At 66.5% G+C, this 22704-nt stretch carries 16 protein-coding genes, 1 pseudogene and 1 riboswitch; of the genes and pseudogenes, 11 read left to right on the forward strand and 6 right to left on the reverse strand.

Annotated features, from left to right (window positions below; all coding sequences use genetic code 11):
* The first annotated feature begins 185 nt into the window (after positions 1-185).
* Together HBF32_RS14345 and HBF32_RS14350 are read left to right on the forward strand one after the other, a co-directional pair.
* Positions 186-971: a DODA-type extradiol aromatic ring-opening family dioxygenase gene (locus HBF32_RS14345; RefSeq protein ID WP_166700279.1), complete on the forward strand. Its 786-nt coding sequence runs from the start codon at positions 186-188 to the stop codon at positions 969-971.
* Between the two features lie 90 nt (positions 972-1061).
* Positions 1062-1616, forward strand: a complete 555-nt coding sequence (locus HBF32_RS14350; RefSeq protein ID WP_166700280.1) for a DUF2239 family protein — start codon at positions 1062-1064, stop codon at positions 1614-1616.
* Positions 1617-1699: 83 nt separating this feature from the next.
* On the opposite strand, the gene HBF32_RS14355 is transcribed toward HBF32_RS14350, so the two are convergent.
* Positions 1700-4888, reverse strand: a complete 3189-nt coding sequence (locus HBF32_RS14355; RefSeq protein WP_166700281.1) for an efflux RND transporter permease subunit — start codon at positions 4886-4888, stop codon at positions 1700-1702.
* A 233-nt stretch (positions 4889-5121) separates the two neighbouring features.
* Positions 5122-7002: a TonB-dependent receptor domain-containing protein gene (locus HBF32_RS14360; RefSeq protein ID WP_166700282.1), complete on the reverse strand. Its 1881-nt coding sequence runs from the start codon at positions 7000-7002 to the stop codon at positions 5122-5124.
* A 156-nt stretch (positions 7003-7158) separates the two neighbouring features.
* Positions 7159-7371, reverse strand: a riboswitch (cobalamin riboswitch).
* Between the two features lie 268 nt (positions 7372-7639).
* On the opposite strand from HBF32_RS14360, the gene HBF32_RS14365 reads away from it, so the two are divergent.
* Positions 7640-10654 carry a TonB-dependent receptor gene (locus HBF32_RS14365; protein ID WP_166700283.1) on the forward strand — a complete coding sequence of 1005 codons (3015 nt, stop codon included), beginning with the start codon at positions 7640-7642 and terminating at the stop codon, positions 10652-10654.
* A gap of 856 nt (positions 10655-11510) precedes the next feature.
* On the opposite strand, the gene HBF32_RS14370 is transcribed toward HBF32_RS14365, so the two are convergent.
* Positions 11511-11795 (reverse strand): hypothetical protein, encoded by a 285-nt coding sequence (locus HBF32_RS14370; RefSeq protein ID WP_166700284.1) that lies wholly within the window; start codon positions 11793-11795, stop codon positions 11511-11513.
* Between the two features lie 275 nt (positions 11796-12070).
* Between HBF32_RS14370 and HBF32_RS14375 the strand changes: the two are divergent.
* The 3 genes and pseudogenes from HBF32_RS14375 to HBF32_RS14380 form a co-directional block, all read left to right on the forward strand.
* Positions 12071-12880 (forward strand): annotated as a pseudogene (locus HBF32_RS14375) (IS30 family transposase); the annotation flags it as partial.
* Positions 12881-13097: 217 nt separating this feature from the next.
* Positions 13098-13211 (forward strand): DUF6402 family protein, encoded by a 114-nt coding sequence (locus tag HBF32_RS19735; protein WP_425482236.1) that lies wholly within the window; start codon positions 13098-13100, stop codon positions 13209-13211.
* On the forward strand, positions 13208-13675 hold the full coding sequence (locus tag HBF32_RS14380; RefSeq protein ID WP_166700286.1) for a hypothetical protein: 468 nt from the start codon (positions 13208-13210) through the stop codon (positions 13673-13675). The genes HBF32_RS19735 and HBF32_RS14380 overlap by 4 nt, the downstream gene beginning before the upstream one ends.
* Before the next feature lie 170 nt (positions 13676-13845).
* Here HBF32_RS14380 and nagA read toward each other — a convergent pair whose 3' ends face one another.
* The 3 genes from nagA to HBF32_RS14395 are packed head-to-tail and all read right to left on the reverse strand — an operon-like array spanning position 13846 to position 16809.
* Positions 13846-14991 carry an N-acetylglucosamine-6-phosphate deacetylase gene (gene nagA / locus HBF32_RS14385; protein WP_166700287.1) on the reverse strand — a complete coding sequence of 382 codons (1146 nt, stop codon included), beginning with the start codon at positions 14989-14991 and terminating at the stop codon, positions 13846-13848.
* 13 nt (positions 14992-15004) lie between these two features.
* On the reverse strand, positions 15005-16039 hold the full coding sequence (locus HBF32_RS14390) for an SIS domain-containing protein (protein WP_240147844.1): 1035 nt from the start codon (positions 16037-16039) through the stop codon (positions 15005-15007).
* 17 nt (positions 16040-16056) lie between these two features.
* Positions 16057-16809, reverse strand: coding sequence for a GntR family transcriptional regulator (locus HBF32_RS14395; protein ID WP_166700288.1), 753 nt, complete (start codon positions 16807-16809; stop codon positions 16057-16059).
* 238 nt (positions 16810-17047) lie between these two features.
* Between HBF32_RS14395 and zwf the strand changes: the two genes are divergently transcribed.
* From zwf to HBF32_RS14420, 5 genes are all read left to right on the forward strand, one after another.
* The gene (gene zwf, locus HBF32_RS14400) at positions 17048-18520 is read left to right on the forward strand and encodes a glucose-6-phosphate dehydrogenase (protein WP_166700289.1); all 1473 of its coding nucleotides are present in this window, start codon (positions 17048-17050) and stop codon (positions 18518-18520) included.
* A complete protein-coding gene (gene pgl, locus HBF32_RS14405; protein ID WP_166700290.1) occupies positions 18517-19218 on the forward strand; it encodes a 6-phosphogluconolactonase in 702 nt (233 codons plus the stop codon). The genes zwf and pgl overlap by 4 nt, the downstream gene beginning before the upstream one ends.
* A gap of 2 nt (positions 19219-19220) precedes the next feature.
* Positions 19221-21032, forward strand: a complete 1812-nt coding sequence (gene edd, locus HBF32_RS14410) for a phosphogluconate dehydratase (protein WP_166700291.1) — start codon at positions 19221-19223, stop codon at positions 21030-21032.
* A 15-nt stretch (positions 21033-21047) separates the two neighbouring features.
* Positions 21048-21692, forward strand: coding sequence for a bifunctional 4-hydroxy-2-oxoglutarate aldolase/2-dehydro-3-deoxy-phosphogluconate aldolase (gene eda / locus HBF32_RS14415; RefSeq protein WP_166700292.1), 645 nt, complete (start codon positions 21048-21050; stop codon positions 21690-21692).
* A gap of 140 nt (positions 21693-21832) precedes the next feature.
* Positions 21833-22684: an EamA/RhaT family transporter gene (locus HBF32_RS14420; protein ID WP_166700293.1), complete on the forward strand. Its 852-nt coding sequence runs from the start codon at positions 21833-21835 to the stop codon at positions 22682-22684.
* Positions 22685-22704: the final 20 nt, after the last annotated feature.

Consider the following 22704-nt stretch of genomic DNA (forward strand, 5'->3'; position numbering starts at 1 on the left):
GAGAAGCCAATGGAGCGACGAAGCGGTGAGGTCGGTCCCTTCGCCGCTATGGCGGCTCCTACCGAGGAGGCTCCGCGGTCGTTCACCGGGCGACCCAATCCGTTCGCCGGAAGGCGATTTATCCCAAGGCACCGCAGTCCTACATTGGAATCATGGCACCAGGCCATCGTCCCCGAGTGATCCCCATGTACCGTGCCCCCGCCATCTTCGTCTCCCACGGCGCGCCCACCTTCGCGCTGGAGCCGGGCCTGCTCGGGTCCCGCCTCACCGCGCTGGGCGAGCGTCTCGCCGCCGCGACCGCCATCGTCGTCGTCTCCCCGCACTGGCAGACCTGCGGCATCCGCGTCACCGGCGCGGCGTGGCCGCCGACGATCCACGACTTCGGTGGTTTTCCGCCGCCGCTCTACAGCCTTACCTACCCGGCGCCAGGCTCGGCCAGCCTCGCCGCCGAAACCGCTTCGCTGCTGATCGATGGCGGCCTCGTCGCGACGGTGGATTCCGAACGCGGCTACGACCACGGTGCGTGGGTGCCGTTGCGCTACCTGCGTCCCGAGGCCGACACGCCGGTGATCCAGGTCTCGATGCCGCACAACCTCGATACCGCCGGTGCCCTGCGACTCGGGAAGACTCTGGCACCGCTGCGCGATCGCGGCGTCGCCGTCGTCGGTTCGGGTAGCCTGACGCACAATCTCTACGAGGTGCGCCGCGGCGGCGAAACCGCGGTGTATGCGAAGGAATTCGCCGCCTGGAGCCGGAAGGCCGTGCTGGCCGGCGATGTCCAGGCCTTGCTGGATTACCGCCAGGTGGCGCCGAGCGCCTTGCGCGCGCATCCCACCGAGGAACATTACCTGCCGCTGCTGGTGGCCCTGGGTGCGGCCGGCGGCGACACGGCGGTGGCGATCGATGGCGGCATCACCTACGGGGTGCTCTCGATGGATTCGTACGCCTGGGGTGTCCCGGGACCGGCCTGATCGGCCCCAGGGAAATCGAATTTCACCCGGAAAGTATTGATCGACAAATTTAATCCGGGTATTATTTGGCGACCGATCCGGAGCCGTCCCATGTCCACCTACACCGCCTTCCACGCCCAGACCCGCCTCGCCGCCGGCTCGCTCAGCGCGGTCGCCGAGCGCTGCAAGGCTTTCCTCGACACCGATCCCGGTGCCGCCATTCTCGTTTACGACGACGGCACGGGCCGCCCGGTCGATATCGATTACCGGGGCAGCACGCACGACGTGCTGGCCCGGTTGGCTCCTTCCCCCGAGCCGACGACGAAGCGTGGGCCCGGCCGGCCGAAGCTCGGCGTCGTCGCACGCGAGGTCACCCTGCTGCCGCGTCACTGGGATTGGCTGGCCAGCCAGCCCGGCGGCGCCTCCGTGGCGCTGCGACGGCTGGTCGAGGCGGCGAGTCGCGACAATGCCTCCGCCGACCGCACCCGCCAGGCGCGCGAAGCGGTCGACCGCGTGATGCTGGCGCTGGGCGGCAACCTGCCCGGTTACGAGGAAGCCTCGCGCGCGTTTCATCGGGGCGAGCGCGAGCGGTTCGAGTCGCTGATCGACGGATGGCCCGCCGACATACGCGATTACGTTCGCACCCTGGCGGCACCCGCGCTGTAGGAGCCGCTATAGCGGCGAGGTCACTCTGGCGGCACGGTCGCGAGGTTTCCTCGCCGCCATGGCGGCTCCCGCAGACCCAGGGATCAGGCCTCGCTGGGAGTGAGGCCCCGCACCCCGCCACGCTCCCGCTCCTTCCGGATCTTCACCCACCGCTTGTACCGGCGCTTCAGCTTGCGCCGGTATTTGCGCTCCTTGCGGTCGTGGTTCCAGAGGTAGATCGCCGGAGTGCTGAGCAGGGTGAGCAACTGGGAGACGAGCAGTCCGCCGACGATGGCGATACCGAGCGGACGGCGCATCTCCGAGCCCACGCCGAAGCCGATGGCGAGCGGCAGCGCCGCGCCCATGGCCACCAGCGTCGTCATCGTGATCGGGCGGAAGCGCACCAGCGCCGCCTGCCGGATGGCCTCCACCGGCGACATGCCATGGTCGCGCTGCGCCACGAGGGCGAAATCGACCATGAGGATCGCGTTCTTCTTCACGATGCCGATCAGCAGCAGCACCGAGATGATCGCCATCAGGGTCAGCTGCGTCTGCGTCACGAGCATCGCCAGGAAGGCACCCGCACCCGCCGCGGGCAGTGTCGAGATGATCGTCAACGGATGGCCGAGGCTCTCGTAAAGGATGCCCAGCACGATGTACACGGCGAGGATGGCGCCGATCAGGAGCACCATGCCGTTCGACTGCGCGTCGCGCAGGCGCTGGTTGGCGCCGGTGAAATCCATGCGCACGCCCTCGGGCAGGTGGATGGCCTGCACCGCCTGTTCCACCAGGCCGTTGCCCTTGTCCGCCGAGATCTTCGGCGCGAGGTTGTACGTGATGTCCGCCGATTCCAGCTGGTTCTGGTGGGTCACCGCGCTCGGCACCGCGACGGGAGCGATCTTCGCCACCGCCGAGAGCGGGATCATCTTGCCCAGTTCGTTCTTCACGTAGGTGTTGAGCAGGGCCTCCGGGCTGAGCGTCTGCGCCGCGGCGGCGGTGAGCACCACCCAGTACTGGTTGATGTCCGAGTAGATGATCGACACCTGGCGCTGGCCGAACGCATTGAACAGCGCCGAGTCGATCGTGCCCATGCCCACGTGCAGGCGGCCCGCGGCCTCGCGGTCCACCTTCAGCATCTGCTGCTTGCCGACGATGTCGAAGTCGCTGCCGACATCGCGGAATTCCTTCATCGTGCGCATCTGCCGCACCAGCTTCAGCGCCCAGGGCTGGAGGTCTTCGCCGCTGGTGCTGATCAGCTGGAAGGAGTACTGGCCGCGGTTGCTGTTGCCGCCGCCGCCGCCGAGGAACTGCACCGGGTTCATGAACACCTGGACGTCGGAGATCTTCTCGTACTCCTTGCCCAGGCGCTCCATGATTTCCTTGATCGACTCCTTGCGCTCGCCGGGGCCGCTGCCCTTGGGCTTCAGGTCGACGAACATCAGACCCTGGTTGCCGACGGCGCCGCCGTTGTCGCCGCCGAGGATGGTCGTGACGTCGGCCACCGTGCTGTCGGCCTGCATGATGTCGCCGACCCGGTTCAGTCGCCGGGTCATTTCGTCCGGCGAGATGTTCGCGTCGGCGCTGATCTGCGCCTGCAGCATGCCGGTGTCTTCGTCGGGCATGAAGTTGCCGCCGGCGGTCTTCACCACCGCGATGCCCAGCAGGATGGTGGCCGCGAGCAGGATCAACGGCTGCCAGCGCATCAGGCGGCGGTGGTGCATGGCCCAGTCGAGCGCGCGCTGGTAGACGTGGAGGAAGCCGCGGTCGAAGCGTTCCAGTGCGCGCTCCCAGCGCGCGGGCTTGCGGTCCGGCGGGTCGTGCTTCAGGTAGCGGGCGCACAGCGCGGGCGTCAGCGTCAGCGACACCACCGCCGAGATCAGCACCGCCGAGGCCAGCGTCACCGAGAACTCGCGCAGGAGCTTGGTGATCATGTTGTTGCCGAACAGCAGCGGGGCGAACACCGCCACCAGCGACAGCGTGATGGAGATGACGGTGAAGCCGATCTCGCGCACGCCCTCGAGGGCGGCCTCCATCGGCCTGGCGCCGCTCTCCATGTGGCGCACGATGTTCTCGATGACCACGATGGCGTCGTCGACGACGAAGCCGATGCAAAGCACCAGCGCCATCAGCGACATGGTGTTGAGGGTGTAACCCAGCGACCACATCACGACGAAGGCGCCGGCCAGGGAGAGCGGCACGCTCAGCGTGGCGATCAGCGTTGGCCCCAGGCGGCGCAGGAACACCATCATCACCAGCACCACCATGAGGATACTGATCATGAGGGCGACCTTGACCTCGTGCAGCGCCGACTGCGTGGTCTGGGTGAGGTCGAAGATGGGGGTCACCTGCGCATCGGCCGGCAGCAGCGCGCGGAATCGCGGCAGCGCGGCGCGGATGGCGTTCGCGGTGGCGATGGAATTGGCCTCCGGACGCTTGCTGATCTGCATGGTCACCGAGCGCTCGCCCTGGAACCAGGCTTTCTGGTACTGGTCCTGCTGCCCGCTGTAGACCTTCGCGATGTCCGAAAGTCGCACCGGGATGTTGTTCTTCACGGCGATCAGTATGTTGCCGAACTCGGACGGGTCGTGCAGCCCGTCGTTCGCGATCACCGTCATCTGCGTCTTGCCGTCGGAAAGCAGGCCCTGCGGCGAATTCACGTTCGCGGCCTGCAAGGCGTTGGAGACGTCGTTGGTGGTGATGCCCTTCGAGGACAGCGCGTTCGTGTCCAGTTCGATGCGCACGGCATGCGGCGTGCCACCGAACACCTGCACGCGCGACACGCCGTCGATCTGCGCCACGGCCGGGCGAATCAGCGTGTCCACTACGTCGTAGAGCTTGTCCGGCGGCATGGTCTTCGAGGTGAAGGCCACCAGCAGCACGGGAATCTGCCCGGTATCGAACTTGAAGTACTGCGGCGGTGACGGCATGCCGGCCGGCAGGTCCGCCGCGGCCGCGTTGATGGCGGCCTGCACGTCGCGCGCGGCCGCGTCCGTGGAGCGGTCGAGGTTGAAGCGGATGCGCACGAAACCGGCGCCCTCCACGCTGTTCGAGTACATCTGGTCGATGCCGGGTATCTGGCCCAGGTGCCTTTCCAGCGGCGCGATCACCGTCGACGCCATCGTCTGCGCGCTGGCGCCGGGCATCTGCGTCTGGATGAACACGGCTGGCACTTCGACCGACGGCAACGCGGCGACGCCCAGCAGCATGTACGCCAGCGCACCGGCCAGCGTAAGGCCCGCCGCAAGCAGCGAGGTGCCTTTCGGCCGGCGAATGAATGGAGCAAAAAAGTTCACGGCACTTCCTGTGTGGGCGGAGCCCACACTCCGCGCCCGCGAACTTTATGACTTCCTGCCGGATTCGTCGCGTGTGCCTTTAGTACGGACCGTGCCGTTAGGCATGGGTTTCCGCCCCCATATCCTCTGTAGGAGCCGCTATAGCGGCGAGGGAACCGCCCTCACGGCCTCGCCGCTCCGTTGGCCTCTCGCCGCTATAGCGGCTCCTACAGGAGGCATGGCATCCGTCAGGCTTAACGCATCGGCGAATAGCGCAGCGTCAGGTAACAGGTGCGGCCGAGCTGGTTGTAGTAGGCCGCTGTCTCGTAGCGTTTGTCCGCCACGTTCGCCACGCGCGCCTGCACGCTCCAGTCCGCGTCGACGTGCCAGGTTACGCGTAGGTCGGCGGTGGCGTAGCCGCCCAGCCGGCGCGTGTTGGCCGCATCGTCGTAGCTGTAGCCCGCCGCATTCATCGAGCCGCCGAGGGTGAACGCGCCAAGGTCCTTGTCGATGTCGACGCGCCCGATGCGCCGCGGGCGGCGGGCCAGCAGGTTGTCCTTCTGCGCACCGGTGTCGCGGTTCTCCGGCTGCTGGAAGGTGAGGTAGCCGCGAAGGTGCCAGCCGTCCACGTCCGCGCCGGCCTGTCCCTCCAGGCCACGGATCCGCGCCTTGCTGACGTTGATCGGAAGGAAGTTGGCATCGAAGCCGATCAGGTCGTCGACCTCGGTGGTATAGGCACTCACCGCCCAGCTCCAGACGCCCGGGCGCGCGGAAAGACCCAGCTCCGCCGTCCGCGATCTCTCCGGATCGAGGTTCACGGGCGCGCCGTACGGATAGAACTCGTCGTTGAAGGTGGGTGCGTGGAAGGCCGTGCCATAGGACGCGGTGACCTTCATGCCGTTGCCGAAGCGGAACCCGTAGGCCGCCGAGCCGGTGGTGTGGTTGCCGAACTGTGTGTTGTGCTCATGGCGTGCCGACAGTTCCAGTTCGTGCGGACCGTAGACGCCACGATACAGGGCGAACGCGCCGGTGTTGTTCCGCGAATCGGCCAGGTAAGCGGTGTCGCTCTCCAGTTTCTCCTGCTGGTAGTCGACGCCCGCGGTGAGCACCTGGTTCGCCGCCAGCGTGAAGTCGTTCTGCCAGGAAGCCTGGTTGCGCTTCGAATAGAGGTAGCCGACGCGTGCCCTGTCGACGCCGTAGTTCACCGCATCGAGGGTCTTGTCCGGGCCGTCGAGGTAATTGTCGGCGCGGTCCTGGTTCTGGCCCACGGAGAGCGACATGCGCCAGCCTGTCGTCGCATCGAAGGCGAGCTTCGCGCCCGCTACCTGCTGCGAACGGCGGGTGACGTTCTGGAAATCGCCGTCGTAGTCGATGTCGCCCTTGCTGCGCAGCCAGCTGCCGGTCAGCTCGGTGCCGTCGTCCCAGCGATACCCGCCGGAGAGCGCGCCGTTGTAGGTGCGGTACGCGTCGCGATCCGGCTCGTCGGTGAAGCAGCCGGCGAACGCCGCGGCGGCGCCGACGCGGCAGGCATTGATGCCCGAGGTGTACTGGCCGCCGAGGCTCGCGTTGTACCAGCCGTGCGTCGTGCCGCCGGAGAGCCCGGCCTGGCCGGCGGCATAGCCGTGGCTGCCGCCGGTGAGCGAAAACGTGGGCGCCGGAGCCTGCCCCATGTCCCCATGGCGGGTGAATATCTGGATGACGCCGCCGATCGCGTCGGACCCGTACACCGCGGAGCGCGGACCCCGCACGACCTCGATCCGGTCGATCTGTTCGACGGGGAGCTGCTCGTAGGCGGGAAGCCCGGCGCCGACCGTCCCCACGCGGACACCGTCGACGAGCACGAGGGTGTGCGAGGAGTTCGTGCCGCGCATGAACAGCGAGGTCTGCTGGCCGAGCCCGCCGGTGCTGGACAGCGCGACGCCAGGCAGGCCGGCAAGAAGGTCCTGCACGTCGAGCGGCTGCAGGCGCTCGATGTCCTCGCGCGCGATCACCGTGACCGGGGCAAGCACCTCGTCCAGTGGCGTGGCGAAACGACTGGCGGTCACCACGACGGGATCGAGGCGGTCGGGCACGTCGGCCGCGTGGGCCGTGGCGATGGTCGACAGCAGGGCCGTCGCAAGCAGGGTCTTCCTCATCTCACCGATTTCCTGGACCGCCACCGCGGCCGTTGCACGGGGCCGACGAGGAGGACAGGCGAACGGCGAACGGGAAGGGGCCCGGAAGCTGTCCGGATCCGCCCTCCGCGAATCGACCGAAACAGGGACACCCACCCCAAGGCGGGGCGGGCGGTCATCGGGCCGGTCTCCGGACTCGCGCCAGCCATCGCCGATGGCTGCTCCGGTGCCTTCCCGCTTTCGCAGTGGCTTACGACCGGAGCCGCAGGAAAGCGTGGAAGCCCTCCCGATTGACGCATACCGTTGCGGGGGCAGTGCCGGCCTTGCCTAGGAACTGGCGCACCGGCTTCCCGTTTCAGCCCCCGAAAACGCTTTCGAGGGCCACCCGAACGTGCGGGATGCTACTCCGCAAGTCCCTGTCTGTCACGGAATTTTCACAAAAAACCTTAACGGGCCCTTGACGATCGCGAAATAATTCGATTACAAGCTTAGGAGATTGCCGTCATGGGGCGAGATCTTTCGCCACGGGGGCGTGTCCGTGAACCACCACATCCTGGGGAGGATGGGCGGAGCGGGCACGACGACGGTCATCGCGAACAGAAGTCCCGGTCCCATCATGGCGACGGGCTTCCTTGCTGTTTATTCGGGGAGACAACACATGCAACGTTCCACCCGCCGCAATGGCGTCATTCGCCGCTCCACCCTGTGCACCGCGCTCGCCCTTTGTTTTGCCAGCGGCGCCGTGCTCGCCCAGTCCAATGCTTCCGGTGTCGTGTTCGGCCGTGTCGCACAGCCTGAAGGCGCCGTCGTCCACCTGCAGAACCTCGACACCGGCCTGACCCGCGACGTCAGCGTCGACGCCGATGGCCGTTACCGCGCCAGCTCCATGCCGGTCGGTCGCTACAAGGTCTCCGTCGAGCGCGGCGGCCAGGTCGCCGAAACCCGCGACAATGTCCAGGTGACCCTGGGCGGCGGCGTGGACGTGTCCTTCGCGGGCGCCGCCGCCACCGCCGAGGCGCAGAACCTCGAAGGCGTGCAGGTTACCGGCAACGTGCTGCCCGCGATCGACGTGTCGCAGGTCGACTCGCGCACCGTCCTCACTTCCGAACAGCTGCAGAAGCTGCCGCTCGCCCGTGACGTGACCGCCGCCGCGCTGCTCGCGCCGGGCGTCATCTCCGGCGACAGCCGTTACGGCAACGTCGCTTCGTTCGGCGGTTCGTCGGCTTCGGAAAACCAGTACTACATCAACGGCTACGCGGTCACCAACGCGCTGACCGGCCTGGGCTTCACCAGCCTGCCGTACGACGCGATCGACCAGCAGCAGATCTTCACCGGCGGCTACGGCGCGGAATACGGCCGTTCGACCGGCGGCGTGATCAACATCGTCACCAAGCGCGGTGGTAACACCTGGAAGGGTGGCGTCGGCATGTACTTCCAGCCGTCGGCGCTGCGCCAGAATCCGCGCAACATCTACCGCACGAACGGCACGCTCTACCAAGACCGCTCGGACAACAAGAGCACCGACACGCAGTACACCGGTTACATCAGCGGTCCGCTGATCCAGGACAAGCTGTTCCTGTTCGCCGCGGGTGACTTCACCCGCTCCAACAGCCGGAACACCAGCGTGGTGACCGCGCCGCAGAGGACGTACCAGGAGCAGAAGGCCACCAAGTGGCTGGCCAAGATCGACTGGAACATCACGGACAACCACCTGCTGGAAGTCACCGGCCTCGGCGACAAGACCAACACCGACCGCAGCGTCTACAAGTACGATTACCCGAACGGTACCCGCGCCAATTACATCGGCACGGACAACCTGAAGAACTTCGACGCGGGCCCGGGCTCGGCGCCGGGCGGCGACGTCTACATCGCCAAGTACACGGGCTACATCACCGACGACCTGACGATCAACGCGCTGTACGGTCACAGCAAGACGGTGCACGAGCGCAACCTCGCCTACGCGTCCAATCCGAACTGCCCGTGGATCACCGATAACCGTTCGGTCAGCACCCCGATCGTGGGTTGCAGCCTGGTCAACGGCACCGTTCTCGGCGATGGCGCGGAAGACAAGACGCATGGCTATCGCCTCGACGTCGAATACCGCATTGGCGACCACGACCTGCGCGTCGGCGTGGATAACCAGACCCTCGAATCCTACGCGGGCAACGAGTACGAAGGCGGCTACCGCTGGGTGTACAAGGACGCCGGTACCGTGCCGAACCGTCCGGACATCGTGCCGCCCCCGGGTGCCGATTATTTCGTCGAAAAGCGTCTGTTCAAGACCGGCGCGGGCGTGAAGACCGAGCAGGAAGCGCAGTACATCGAAGACCACTGGCAGGTCACCGATCGCTGGATGGTGTACCTCGGCCTGCGTAACGAGCAGTTCAAGAACATCAACGGCAGTGGCGCCACCTACGTGAAGCAGCGTCACCAGCTGGCTCCGCGCCTGGGTGCCACCTGGGACGTGTTCGGCGATTCGACCTTCAAGATCTACGCGAACGCCGGCCGCTACCACCTCGCCATCCCGTCGAACGTCGCCATCCGCGGCGCCTCGGCCTCCACGTACTACAGCGAGTACTACTCGTATACGGGCGTGGGCCCGAATGGCGAGCCGACGGGCACCACGCAGCTGGGTAGCCGCCGTTACCTCAACGGCGAGGACGGCACCCCGCTCGATCCGAAGACCGTGGCCGCACAGGGTATCGACGCCTACTACCAGGACGAGTACATCCTCGGTTTCGACAAGGCGATCAGCGACAACTGGAGCTTCGGCGCCAAGGCCACCTACCGCAAGCTGAAGAGCTCGATCGACGACTTCTGCGATTCGCGTCCGTTCGAGTCCTATGCCGAGCGCAACGGCATCGATATCACCAACGCCTCGCTGCCGGGCTGCTACCTGTTCAACCCGGGCAAGTCGAACACGTTCCTCGTGGACGTCGGTGGCGGCCAGTACGTGCCGTTCAAGCTGACGAAGGACGACTTCACCTCGCCTGCCGGCGTGAAGTTCCCGGACCTGAAGCGCAGCTACTACGCACTGGACCTCTACCTCGAGCACCACTTCGCGGACGACTGGTACGGTCGCGTCGACTACACCTTCTCGCGCAGCTACGGTAACTCGGAAGGCCAGCTGAAGTCGGATATCGGCCAGCTCGATCCGTCGGTGACCCAGGACTGGGACGCCCCCGAAATCATGCAGTACACGAACGGCCCGCTGCCGAACGACCGCACGCACCAGCTGAAGGCGTACGGTTACTGGCAGGCTTCGCCCGAGTGGCTGATCGGCGGCAACCTGTCGATCGCCACCGGTCGTCCGAAGAACTGCATCGGTGTCGACCCGGTCGATGCGATCGACTACGGTGCCTCGTACTTCGAGTGCGGCCTGAAGCCGGCGCCGCGCGGTTCGAAGGGCCGCCTGCCGTATACCTGGAACCTCGACCTGAACGCCGAGTACCGTCCGATGTGGGCCGGCGAGAAGCAGCCGCTCGCCTTCACCGCGACGATCTTCAACGTCGCCGGCAAGCAGCGCACGGTGGCACAGGTCGACGTGGGCGAGACGGGCGAGATCGATACGGACACCGGCCTGCCCGTGCAGAGCATCAACTACAAGCGTCCCATCGCGTACCAGAACCCGCGCTACGTCCGCGTCGGCGTTCGCTACGACTTCTCGCTCTAAACAGCGGGAACCTGCGCGCACCCGGGCGAAGTACCCGGGTGCGCGACGAGATCTCCCTGGAACTGGCCGGCGCGGAGCGCCGGCCTTTTTTATGGTTCATCGCGGAAGTCCGGGGACGCATGCCGCATGCATCGGTGCATTCGCCAAGGCGAATGCATGTAGCCAGCGGCTGGCGCCGCCGCTGCTCGGACGGTAGGGCCAGAGCCTTCGGTGTCCACCCTCGCTGCTCAGACAGGTCCTCCGCGTTCGTATCGGTGGGGCCGCTTGCGCGGCCCGTTTACCTATCTGGCCTTCGGCCGCTCACTTGTGCGGAACTCGCCTCGAGGGTGGACACCGAAGACTCTCCCGATACATGAGGTGCGTGTCCGGAGAGCAGCACCGCACAAGCCGGCAGCTGCTGCTCATGCGACAGCATCGCATCGCCTCGGTCCGGTAGCGCCGGTCAGGCCTTTCGTGACGCCGGGCCACCCCTTGTCGGGCATCTTTCGCCTGAAGCCGTGCGCGTGCAGGCCACCGTCTCGAACGCCCGCCGCTCTCCCACCACGCGCCCGCGTCGCCCGGGAGGGTCCTTGGTGTCCGCCCTCGAGGCGAGTTCCGCACAAGTAAGCGGCCGCAGGCCAATAAGCACATGGGCCGCGTCCGCGGCCTTCCTTTACGAACGCGGAGGACCTGTCTGGGCAGCGAGGGTGGGCACCAAGGGCCCATGCGAAGCGCTAAGGTGCGTAGCGCTTTGGCGACTCGATGCTCGTGAACGCCGGGACGAGCTCGGGGAAACCACAACCGTCGAGCCGAAACATCTGTTGCCCCCGGTAATCCGTGAAGAACCTTTTTTTATGTCCGAGGATAGGGCGTTCCTTCACGTTGACGAGCGCATGGCGGTCGCGCGATCCATCGCCACGGACGCATGGGCGTGCGACACGCATTGCACGCCCAGCTTCGTCAGCACCTCGGCGCCTTCCAGCGCAAAGGCCATGTTCTGCGAATCGATCTTCTCGCCTTCATGCACCAACGCGGCCAGCATGGCGATCAACCCACCGGCGTATTGCACCAGTTCCGTCGCGCTGTTCAACAAATCGTGCGTCGTGGTGTCGGGATCGATCTGCAAGCTCGCAATCGCTTTCCACTCATCGTTCGTATGCATCCAATCGTCCTCCATGGCGCAAGCCGTGCGACACGGCATGGCCTTCCTGTGAGATACCCCATGTTCTCCTGCAAGCTGCCGGGCTTTGTGTGGGAGCCGCTTCTGCGGCGATGGGCTGGCGATGCCGTCAGACATCCCAGCCAGGCAGGCGTGCACACGCCGGGCTCCACGGCTGAGAAATATCGGGGAGAGCACGGCGTTGCCGTGGGATCAAAAGGGCCAGTCGGGAGGATAGACGGCCCGATAACAGGTAATGGTGCCGCCGGCGGGAAACCGGCGGGCGTGCGTTTGCCTTATCATGGTTGGAGCCGTGGCAAGTCGTGCAGGAACTGCTCGCTGGCCGCTGGTCGCCGCAGCAGATTGCAGGAATACTGCATGACGCCTTCCCTGATGATCATTCCCTGCGCGTGTCTCACGAAACGATTTATACCGCGATCTACCTCACTCCCCGTGGCGAGCTGCGCAAGCAGCTGATCGCCAGCCTCAGACAGGGGCGAAGCACGCGCAAACCGCGCACGCGAGGCACGGATCGGCGTGGAAAAATCCCGGATATGCAGAGTATTCATGTGCGTCCTGCCGAGGTCGAAGACCGCCTTATCCCCGGTCATTGGGAGGGAGATCTCATCAAGGGAGCGGGCAACCGATCGTCCGTGGGCACGTTAGTCGAGCGCACCAGTGGATTTGTCGTTCTTGCGAAGATGAGCAGCGCCAGCGCTGCCGACGCGCTGGAGAGCTTCAGCAAGGCACTGGAACGCATCCCGCCGGTGCTACGCAAGACACTCACCTACGACCAAGGCAAGGAGATGAGTTATCACGCCGCGCTTACCTTGCGCACCGGGGTAAAGGTTTATTTTGCCGACCCGCACAGCCCCTGGCAGCGAGGTAGCAACGAGAACACCAACGGCCTGCTTCGCCAATACCTTCCCAAGGGCGAAGACCTGTCGGTCTATAGCCAGGACGAACTCAACGCCATCGCACTGAGCCTGAACACGCGACCACGCCAGCGACATGGTTTTCGCACACCGCTACAGGTTTACAACGCGCTCCTTGACCTCGCTCAGGCTGATCTGGGCGCCATGCATTGAGAGTGTTGCGCGCGGACCTTGAAACCGCCATGTTTTGTCCGGGCCACGAAGCTATATCTCGTGGGGAGATACGCGAACACCCGGCAGAAGAGTCGTGAAAGTAAATGGCTTCCCACTAGTGGACTCTTCCCACTGCTCCGACAAGATAACTCTAGCGAAGCTCGAAGCCTTCAATGAGTCGCGGCGAATGATCCAATGATAAAAGCCTGCCGATCATCTGGAAAACCATGACTTCGAAAAGTATCGGAAGACAACAGGTTTAGGGGGTGATTTCATCATCTACTCCGATGTGTACTGGGAACGCGTAGATCTATCACTGGACCTGACATGAATAATTGGCGAGTGATCGTCGTGATAGTTACAGTGGTGGCCACCACGGCGATCTATATGGCGTCAAATTGGTGGGAACGGGCGTTCGCAACGTATGAGCATTCGAATACCAGCCCTGACGGGTGCATTCGTATCGACGCGTACAAGTCATACTGGATTTTGCCATCGGCGTTCCATCGAACTCCACATCCCGATCCAGAAGCTCGCACGACCTTAGGTCGCGAGTGGGATCTACCCATGTTTTATCGGGCGTACGAGGTTCGGACGGGAGCCCTTCTCGGCGAAACCGTCGTTTTCGACGCATCGGTTGCGAACAATCTTCTCTATTGGGGGGACGCCTCGACACCTGGGCGTCGTATCGTCAATGCCTACGGCTTCCCGCTTGTCGATTCCGATCGATGCTCAGACGAGGCCACGCTGGCGAAGCTCGAAACGTTCAACAAGACGCAGCTGCTCATCTATTGACGCCGGCCTTGTTTTGATCGCAATTCGGTAGTAGTGCGCTTCGAGTTATCGCCTAGAATGGTATTGCGAGTGCGACGGTGCCTTGTGTGGTAGCCGCTTCAGCGACGATGGATGCTTGCGACACGCTTGCCCGCTGCCACGGGATCGTCGCTGGAGCGGCTCCCACAAGTTCAGCCGAAGACCTTCGTGCCGCCGATCCACGTCTCGATCACGTGCTGGTTCTCGTCCACCACGGCGAAGTCCGCCCGGTAACCGGCGGCGATGTGGCCGTGCGTGGCGCCGAGGCCGAGGAAGGCGGCGGGATAGGTCGAGGCCATGCGCGCGGCCTCGTCGTAGGCGACGCCGACCATGTGCACGCTGTTGCGTACCGCGGTCGCCATGTCCAGCGCGGAACCCGCGATGGTGCCGTCGGCCGTGCGAACGGCGCCGTCGTGTACCGTGATCGTTTCGCCCTTCAGCACGAAGCTGGGATTGTCCGAACCGACAGGGGGCATCGCATCGGTCACCAGCATCATCTTCTCGCGCGCCTTCGCGGCGATCGCGACGCGCAGCGAGGCCGGATGCACGTGATGGCCGTCGACGATCAGGCCGCACCAGCTGCCCACGTCTTCCAGTGCCGCACCGACCACACCGGGTTCGCGGCTGGTGAACGGCGTCATCGCGTTGAACAGGTGGGTAAAGCCCCGCACGCCCGAGGCCAGCGCGTTTCGCGTGGTGTCATAGTCGGCGGCGGTATGGCCGGCGGCGACGATGACGCCATTGGCGACGAGTTGTGCGAGCACCTCGGGCGGCGTGCGTTCCGGCGCAAGCGTGAGCAGGGTGACGCCGCCGTGCCGGCGCGCCAGCATCGCGATGTCGTCGGCACCGGCGATGCGGAACTTCGCCGGATCGTGCACGCCCTTCCGTTCGGGCGCGATGAATGGCCCTTCAAGGTGGATGCCGAGCACGCCCGGCACGCCCTGCTCCACCGCGGCATTCACCGCATCGATGGCCTTCGCCATCACCTCGGCGTCGTCGCTGATCAGCGTGGGAAGGAAGCCGGTGGTGCCGAACTTCGCATGGGCCTCGCCGATGCGACGGATCGTGTCGACCGTGGGCGCGTCGTTGAAGAGCACGCCGCCGCCGCCGTTGACCTGGCAGTCGATGAACCCGGGCAGCAGCGTGCGGCCGCCGAGGTCGTGGCGTTCCGCCGCGCGCACGCGGGGGTCGGACGGCAGGGCAAGGCCGGTGATCGTGCCACCGTCGACGAGCACGGCGAAACCGCCCTGGAATCCGTTGTCGGTGAGTACGCGGCCGTTGACGAGGGCGATGGTCATCTGGAAGTGGTCCTTAAACGGTCTCGGTGACTTTGTTGAGGTGCGGCGGGACATCCGGATCGAACCCGCGCTTCAGTGCCAGCGCCGCGGTGGCGCGATAGAAACTCTGCACGGTGACCAGCGGCGCGCTGATCGGCGCCGTGGCGACCAGGGGCAGCATGCCCTCGCCCTTCGCGCCCGGCGCGGCGATCCATACCTTGGCACCGCGCTTGCGGAATTCGTCGGCGACCTGGAGCACGCCCGGCAGCGTGTCGTCGTCCTGGGCGAAGAACAGCACGGGGAAATCCGGGCCGACGAGGGCCATCGGGCCGTGCTTCACCTCGGCCGAACTGAACGCTTCGGCGTGCAGGCCCGAGGTTTCCTTGAATTTCAGCGCGGCCTCGAGGGCACCGGCGAAGCCGAAGCCCCGGCCGACGACGAAGAGGTTGTGCGCGTCGACGAGTCCGTCGGTGAGTGCGGACCAGTCGGCGTCCCAGCCTTCGCGGAGCTGCGCGGGCAGCGCGGCAAGGGCTTCGCCGATGGCAGGGTTGTCGCTCCAGCGCGCGGCGATGTGCAGGATGGCGGCGAGCGCGGCGAGATAACTCTTCGTGGCGGCGACGCTCTTTTCGGGACCTGCGTGCAGCGGGACGACGACGTCGGCGCAGGCGGCCAGTGGCGAGTCCACCACGTTCACCAGCGCGACCACATAAGCGCCCGCCCGCTTGGCCGCTTCCGCGTTGCGGACCAGGTCGGGGCTCTTTCCGGACTGCGAGACCGCGATGTAGAGCGCGCCTTCGACGCACTGTTTCGCGTGGTAGATCGACGTGACCGACGGCGAGGCGGATGCCGTGACGACGCCCAGCTGCGTTTCGAATACGTACTTCGCGTACATGGCCGCATGGTCGGAACTGCCGCGCGCGCAGGTGATCACCATGCGCGGCGGGTTCGCGCGCAGGCGCGCGGCCAGGGCGCCGACCACCGCCTCGTTGCCGGCAAGCTGGCGCTCCACGACACCGGCGGTCTCGTGCGCTTCGCGGAACATCAGGGTGTCTTGCGGTCGTTTCGTCATGGAAGGAGCCTGGCGGGTCAGTCGCTCTGCAGTTCGGCGACGAAATCGTAGATATCGCCGCGGTACCAGGAGCAGGTGAATTCGACGATGCGGCCGTCCTCGAGAAAACTGCGCCGCTCGATGTTGAGTCCGGCGCTGCCGGCGCCGAGGCGGAGCAGTCGCGTCTGGGCTGGGCCGAGCACCACCGCGCGCAGTCGCTGCAACGCCCGCAGGGGGCGGTTGCCCAGCTTGTCCAGCGCCTCGTAGAGCGAGTCCACCACGAGGTTCGGGTCGGGCAGGAGGTCGAGCGGCACCGCGCTGCGTTCGATGGCCAGCGGCTCGTCGCCGGCGTAGCGCAGGCGATGCAGGCGGACCACCTGGGTACCCGGCGAGAGGTTCATCGCCATGGCTTCTTCGGGCGTGACCTCGCCGATGCCGCGCTCGAAGAACTCCGAGCGCGGATTGAGGCCGCGGGCGCGAAGGTCCTCGGTGAAGCTGGTCATCCGCGACAACGGCTTCACGATGCGTTCGGATACGAACGTGCCGGCACCATGGCGTTGGGTGAGCAGGCCGTCCTCGACCAGGCCGCCGATGGCCTTGCGGACGGTGACCCGGGACAGGGTGAGGGCCCTGGCCAGATCCCGCTCGCTGGGGAGGGCGTGGCCCACCTGCACCTCGCCGTTCTCGATCACGTTGCGGATGGCGCGGCGCAGGCGCATGTACGCCAGCGGCTGCCGGGCGGCCGGATCGTGTTGCAGACGCTGGTATTCGGCGACGAGGGCGCTTTCCATGCCACGAAGATACCAATTCACGACCACTGAGGCAAGACCATGCAAGCTGCGCCATACCAGCGGTCCGTTCAAACGGTCGTTGGCACGATTTAAATGACAATGGAAACGTTTCCATTCCGTTGTCAGGGCGTGAAGCGGGGCGAAACGTCGCGGCCACTGGTACGGGGCTGGTACGTCCTGGTATGTCACTGGTACGATCCGGAGGCATCCATCTCCGATCCTTCAAGAGGCCTCTGTCGTGAGCGCTCCCCTCCTGCCGATCGAACCGTTCGATCTGGTCATTTTCGGCGGCACCGGCGACCTCGCCGTCCGCAAGCTGCTGCCCGCCATGTACCACCGCTTCGCCGACGGCCAGATCCAGGCCACCAGCCGGATCATCGGCGTGGCGCGCGAAGGCCTGGACGACGATGCCTATCGGCAGCAGGTGCGCGCCGCCGTCGAGAAGGGCGTCTCGCACATCGTGCCCGCGCAACTGGACGCCTTCATCCGGATGATCGGCTACCGCTCGCTCGATGCGCGCAAGGCCGATGGCTGGGAGGAGTTCGCCGCGCTGATGGCGGCGGAGCCGTCCCACATCCGCGTTTTCTACCTTTCGACCTCGCCCGACATCTTCACGGATATCTGCCAGCGGCTCGGTGGCCTCGGCCTCAACGGCGAGCGCTCGCGCGTGGTGCTGGAGAAGCCGATCGGCCGCGACCTGGAAAGCGCCAACGCGATCAACGACGCGGTCGCCCGCGTGTTCGGCGAGTCGCAGACGTATCGCATCGACCATTACCTCGGCAAGGAGACGGTGCAGAACCTGCTCGCCCTGCGCTTCGGCAATGCCCTGTTCGAACCGCTGTGGAACGCCCAGCACATCGACCACGTACAGATCACCGTGGCCGAAACCGTCGGCGTCGGCCATCGCGCCGGCTACTACGACCGTGCGGGCGCGCTGCGCGACATGGTCCAGAACCACATCCTCCAGCTCCTGTGCATGCTCGCCATGGAGCCGCCCTCGTCGCTGGCTCCCGACGCCGTGCGCGACGAGAAGCTCAAGGTGCTGCGTTCGCTGCGCCCCATCGACGGCACGAACGCCGCGCAGCTCACCGTGCGCGGCCAGTACCGCGCCGGTGCCGCGGAGGGCCAGGGCGTTCCGGGCTACCTGGACGAACTCGGCAGCGAACAGTCGACCACCGAGACCTTCGTCGCCCTCAAGGCGGAGATCGGTAACTGGCGGTGGGCCGGCGTGCCGTTCTACCTGCGCACCGGCAAGCGCCTTCCCAACCGTGTGTCGGAGATCGTGGTGACGTTCCGCGCGTTGCCGCATTCGATCTTCGATCCCACCAGCGGTCCGCTCCTGCCCAACCGCCTCACGCTGCGCCTGCAGCCGGACGAGGGCGTGAAGCTGTGGCTGACCATCAAGCATCCGGGTCCGGGCGGCCTGCGCCTGCGCCACGTGCCGCTCGACATGAGCTTCGCGGCGGCGTTCGGCGTGCAGCAGCCCGATGCCTACGAGCGGCTCATCCTCGATGTCGTGCGTGGCAACCCGACCCTGTTCATGCGTCGCGACGAAGTCGAGGCGGCATGGAACTGGGCCGGTCCCATCCTCGACGCGTGGGAGGCCAGCGGCGACATGCCGAAGCCGTATACCGCGGGCACCTGGGGACCGAGCGCCGCCGTGGCGCTCATCGAACGCGATGGCCGTACCTGGGCCGAGGACGCCGCATGAACGCCAAGATCAACCGTCACGACTTCGCCGACCGCCTTACCCTCGCCGACAAGCTGGCGCGGGATGTCGCCTCTCGACTGGATGCCGCGATCAAGGCGCGCGGCAAGGCCACCGTCGCCGTGTCCGGCGGCGGTACGCCCAAGCTCATGTTCGCCGTGCTCGCCCAGCAGGAGATCGACTGGTCGAAGGTCACCGTGACGCTCGTGGACGAGCGTTGGGTGGACACCGACAGCGATCGCTCGAACGCGCGCATGGTGGCGGAACACCTGTTCCACCACGAGTCGCACACGGCCCAATTCGTTCCATTGTTCGACCGCGCGCACAAGGACAACGTGGACGGTGCCCTTGCCGATGTCGGCGCGCGCATCGACGCGCTCGGCCTGCCGTTCGACGTGGTGCTGCTCGGCATGGGCTCCGACGGGCATACGGCGTCGTTCTTCCCCGGTGGCGACAACCTCGCCAAGGCGCTCGATCCGGACGGCAAGGACACCGTCGTCTCGATGCGTGCCGATGGCGCCGGCGAGCCGCGCATCACGCTCAGCCTGCCGCGCGTGCTCGATACGCGTGCGCTCTACCTGCACATCGAGGGCGACGACAAGAAGCAGGTACTGCAGAATGCGCTCGACGGCGGCGACGCCCCGATCGCAAAGGTGCTGACGCAGGAGCGCGTCCCCCTGGACATCTACTGGGCGCCGTAAGCATGGCCATCCATCCCATCCTCGCCGAGGTCACCGAGCGCATCGTCGAGCGCAGCCGCGCGTCGCGCGCCGCCTACCTTGCCAAGATCGATGCCGCGCGCGGCAAGGGCGCCAGGCGCCACCACCTCTCCTGCGGCAACCTGGCGCATGGCTTCGCCGCCTGCGCGGAAACCGACAAGGACGCACTTCGCAACGGTCACGCGGCCAATCTCGCCATCGTCACCTCGTACAACGACATGCTCTCGGCCCACCAGCCGTACGAGCGCTATCCGGAACTGATCCGCCAGACCGCGCGACTGCTCGGCGCCACCGCGCAGGTGGCCGGTGGCGTGCCGGCGATGTGCGACGGCGTGACCCAGGGCCGGCCGGGCATGGAGCTGTCGCTGTTCTCGCGCGATCTGATCGCCATGGCCACCGCGGTGGCGTTGTCGCACGACATGTACGAGGGTGCGCTGTACCTCGGCATCTGCGACAAGATCGTGCCGGGCATGCTCATCGGCGCACTGAGCTTCGGACACCTCGCGAGCGCCTTCGTGCCTTCGGGTCCGATGCCCTCGGGCATACCGAACGAGGAAAAGTCGAAGGTGCGCCAGGCCTTCGCCGCCGGCAAGGCGTCACGCGCCGAACTGCTCGAGGCGGAGGCGCGCTCGTACCACGGATCGGGCACCTGCACGTTCTACGGCACGGCGAATTCCAACCAGATGCTCATGGAGATCATGGGCCTGCACCTGCCCGGCTCGAGCTTCGAAGCGCCGGACACGCCGCTGCGCGACGCGTTGACCCGGGCCACGGTGAAGCGCGTGCTCGCCATCGACACGCTCGGCGAGCACTACCTTCCGCTGGGCCATATCGTCGACGAGCGCGCCATCGTCAACGGCGTGGTGGGCCTGCATGCCACGGGCGGTTCCACGAACCACCTCCTGCACCTCGTCGCCATCGCCCGTGCGGCCGGCGTCGAACTGCGCTGGGACGACTTCGATGCGCTCTCCGCCGTCGTGCCGCTGCTGGCCCGCGTGTATCCCAACGGCTACGCCGACGTGAACCATTTCCACGAAGCCGGCGGCATGGGTTTCCTGGTCGACCAGCTGCTCGATGCGGGCCTGCTCCACGACGACGTGAACACGATCATGGGCCCGGGGCTTCGCCATTACCGCAAGGTGCCTGCGCTCGAAGGTGCCGCGCTGGTGTGGAAGCCGGTGTCGAAGGAAAGCGGCAACCGTGGCGTGCTGCGTTCCATCGACGAGCCGTTCCGCCAGGACGGCGGCCTGCGCATGCTCAAGGGCAACCTTGGCCGTGGCGTCATCAAGGTGTCCTCGGTCCCGGACGATCGCATGGTCGTCGAGGCGCCGGCGATCGTCTTCGACGAGCAGGACGACGTGAAGGCCGCCTTCGACCGCGGCGAGTTGAATCGCGACTTCGTGGCCGTCGTGCGCTTCCAGGGTCCGCGTGCGCGCGGGATGCCCGAGTTGCATAAGCTCACGCCCACGCTGAGCCTGCTGCAGGACCGTGGCCATCGTGTCGCGCTCGTCACCGACGGCCGCATGTCCGGTGCCTCGGGCCGCGTGCCCGCCGCCATCCATGTCACGCCGGAAGCGGAATCGGGCGGGCCCATCGCGCGGGTCCGCACGGGCGACCTCGTTCGCGTCGACGCCGTCGCCGGCACCATCGAAGTGCTGGTGGACGCGCACGACTGGAACGCCCGCACGCCCGACGCCGCCGACCTCGGCGTGCACCACAGCGGCATGGGCCGCGAACTCTTCGCCATGTTCCGCCAGTCCGCCGTCACGGCGGACCTTGGCGCGGGCGTTTTCTGATCCACCGGAGCCGAGATGAGCAACGAAGCCAAGCAACAGCGTGTCGAGTCCACCCTGCGCCTCGCGCCAGTCGTTCCCGTGGTGATCATCGAGGACGCGTCGAAGGCCGTGGGCATGGCACGCGCGCTGGTCGCCGGCGGCGTGCCCGCGATCGAGGTCACCCTGCGCACCCCTGCCGCGCTCGACGCCGTGCGTGCCATCGCCGGCGAAGTCGAGGGCGCCTTCGTGGGCGTGGGCACGGTGCTCACCGCGCGCGATCTCGAGAACGCGTACAAGGCCGGCGCGACGTTCGCCGTCTCTCCGGGCAGCGCGCCGCGGTTGCTCGATGCCGCCGACGATTCGGAACTTCCGCTGCTGCCGGGCGCCGCGACGTCCAGCGAAGCCATGGAACTGCTGGAACGCGGCTATCGCTTCCAGAAGTTCTTCCCGGCCGTGCCGGCGGGTGGAGCGAAGCTGCTCGGTGCCTGGGCCAGCCCGCTGCCGCAGATCCGCTTCTGCCCCACCGGCGGCATCAGCCTCGGGAACGCGCCCGAGTTCCTGGCGCTGCCGAACGTCGCCTGTGTGGGTGGCTCGTGGCTCACGCCGGCGGACAAACTCGCCGCCTCCGACTGGGCAGGCATCGAAGCCCTGGCCCGCGAAGCCTCGCGGCTGCCGCGCTGACCGCGCCGGCTCTGCGTGGGAGCCGCTTCAGCGGCGAGGGGTGCTCGCGGCAAGGTTGCCCGCTGCCGCGGGATCGCCGGCACAGCCGGCTCCCGCACGGTATGTGAGATCCTTCGCGCTTCGTTCCCGCAAGTCCGGCCATGACCTACATCCTCCTCGCGGTCCTTTTCAGCGTCGCCGTCTCGGTCTTGCTGAAGCTCGCCCGCAGGTACGGCATCGACATCGTGCAGGCCGTGGCGACGAACTATGTCGTGGCCGCGCTGCTCGCGGCGATGCTGCTCGGCGCCACGCCGCAGGCGGCCATCGAGGCGAAGGCTACCTACGTACCGCTCGTCCTTCTCGGCATCCTGCTTCCCGCGATCTTCGTCGTGCTCGCGCGGTCGGTGCGTACCGCGGGGATCGTGCGCACCGACGTGGCGCAGCGTCTCTCGTTGTTCCTGTCGCTCGTGGCCGCGTTCGTTTTCCTGGGCGACACGCTGACGGGCATGAAGTCGCTGGGCATCGCGCTGGCCTTCGCCGCCGTGCTCTGCGTGCTCTGGCGCAGGCAACGCGACCCGATGGACCGCGCCGGCTGGATCGCGCCGCTGGCCGTGTTCGCGGGCTTCGGCGCCATCGACATCTGCTTCAAGCGGGTGGCGCAGGCCGGCGCGCCCTTTGCGAGTGCCCTACTCGCCTCTTTCCTGATCGCCATGGCGCTGTGCTGGATCGCGGTCCTGGCGCGCGCGGCGATGCGCGTGGCGCCGGTCACCCTGCGCAGCCTGGGTTTCGGCGTGCTGCTGGGCGCGGCCAACTTCGCCAACATCCTGTTCTACGTGCGCGGGCACCAGGCCCTGCCGAATGACCCGTCGCTGGTATTCGCCTCGATGAACGTGGGCGTGGTGGTGCTCGGCACCCTCGTGGGTGCGTTCGGTTTCAAGGAGCGGCTGGCGGCGGTCAACTGGCTGGGCATCGCACTGTCGATCGGTGCGATAACCGTCATGGCCACCCTGTAGGAGCCGCTATAGCGGCGAGA

It is taken from the genome of Luteibacter yeojuensis, assembly GCF_011742875.1.
Classification (GTDB): Bacteria; Pseudomonadota; Gammaproteobacteria; order Xanthomonadales; family Rhodanobacteraceae; genus Luteibacter; species Luteibacter yeojuensis.

Excerpts from the sequence above, each read along its gene's own strand:
- HBF32_RS14345 (WP_166700279.1), top strand. The coding sequence starts at position 186 with ATGTACCGTGCCCCCGCCATCTTCGTCTCCCACGGCGCGCCCACCTTC.
- HBF32_RS14350 (WP_166700280.1), top strand. The coding sequence starts at position 1,062 with ATGTCCACCTACACCGCCTTCCACGCCCAGACCCGCCTCGCCGCCGGC.
- HBF32_RS14360 (WP_166700282.1), bottom strand. The coding sequence starts at position 7,002 with ATGAGGAAGACCCTGCTTGCGACGGCCCTGCTGTCGACCATCGCCACG.
- HBF32_RS14365 (WP_166700283.1), top strand. The coding sequence starts at position 7,640 with ATGCAACGTTCCACCCGCCGCAATGGCGTCATTCGCCGCTCCACCCTG.
- HBF32_RS14370 (WP_166700284.1), bottom strand. The coding sequence starts at position 11,795 with ATGCATACGAACGATGAGTGGAAAGCGATTGCGAGCTTGCAGATCGAT.
- HBF32_RS14380 (WP_166700286.1), top strand. The coding sequence starts at position 13,208 with ATGAATAATTGGCGAGTGATCGTCGTGATAGTTACAGTGGTGGCCACC.
- nagA (WP_166700287.1), bottom strand. The coding sequence starts at position 14,991 with ATGACCATCGCCCTCGTCAACGGCCGCGTACTCACCGACAACGGATTC.
- HBF32_RS14390 (WP_240147844.1), bottom strand. The coding sequence starts at position 16,039 with ATGACGAAACGACCGCAAGACACCCTGATGTTCCGCGAAGCGCACGAG.
- HBF32_RS14395 (WP_166700288.1), bottom strand. The coding sequence starts at position 16,809 with ATGGAAAGCGCCCTCGTCGCCGAATACCAGCGTCTGCAACACGATCCG.
- pgl (WP_166700290.1), top strand. The coding sequence starts at position 18,517 with ATGAACGCCAAGATCAACCGTCACGACTTCGCCGACCGCCTTACCCTC.
- edd (WP_166700291.1), top strand. The coding sequence starts at position 19,221 with ATGGCCATCCATCCCATCCTCGCCGAGGTCACCGAGCGCATCGTCGAG.
- eda (WP_166700292.1), top strand. The coding sequence starts at position 21,048 with ATGAGCAACGAAGCCAAGCAACAGCGTGTCGAGTCCACCCTGCGCCTC.
- HBF32_RS14420 (WP_166700293.1), top strand. The coding sequence starts at position 21,833 with ATGACCTACATCCTCCTCGCGGTCCTTTTCAGCGTCGCCGTCTCGGTC.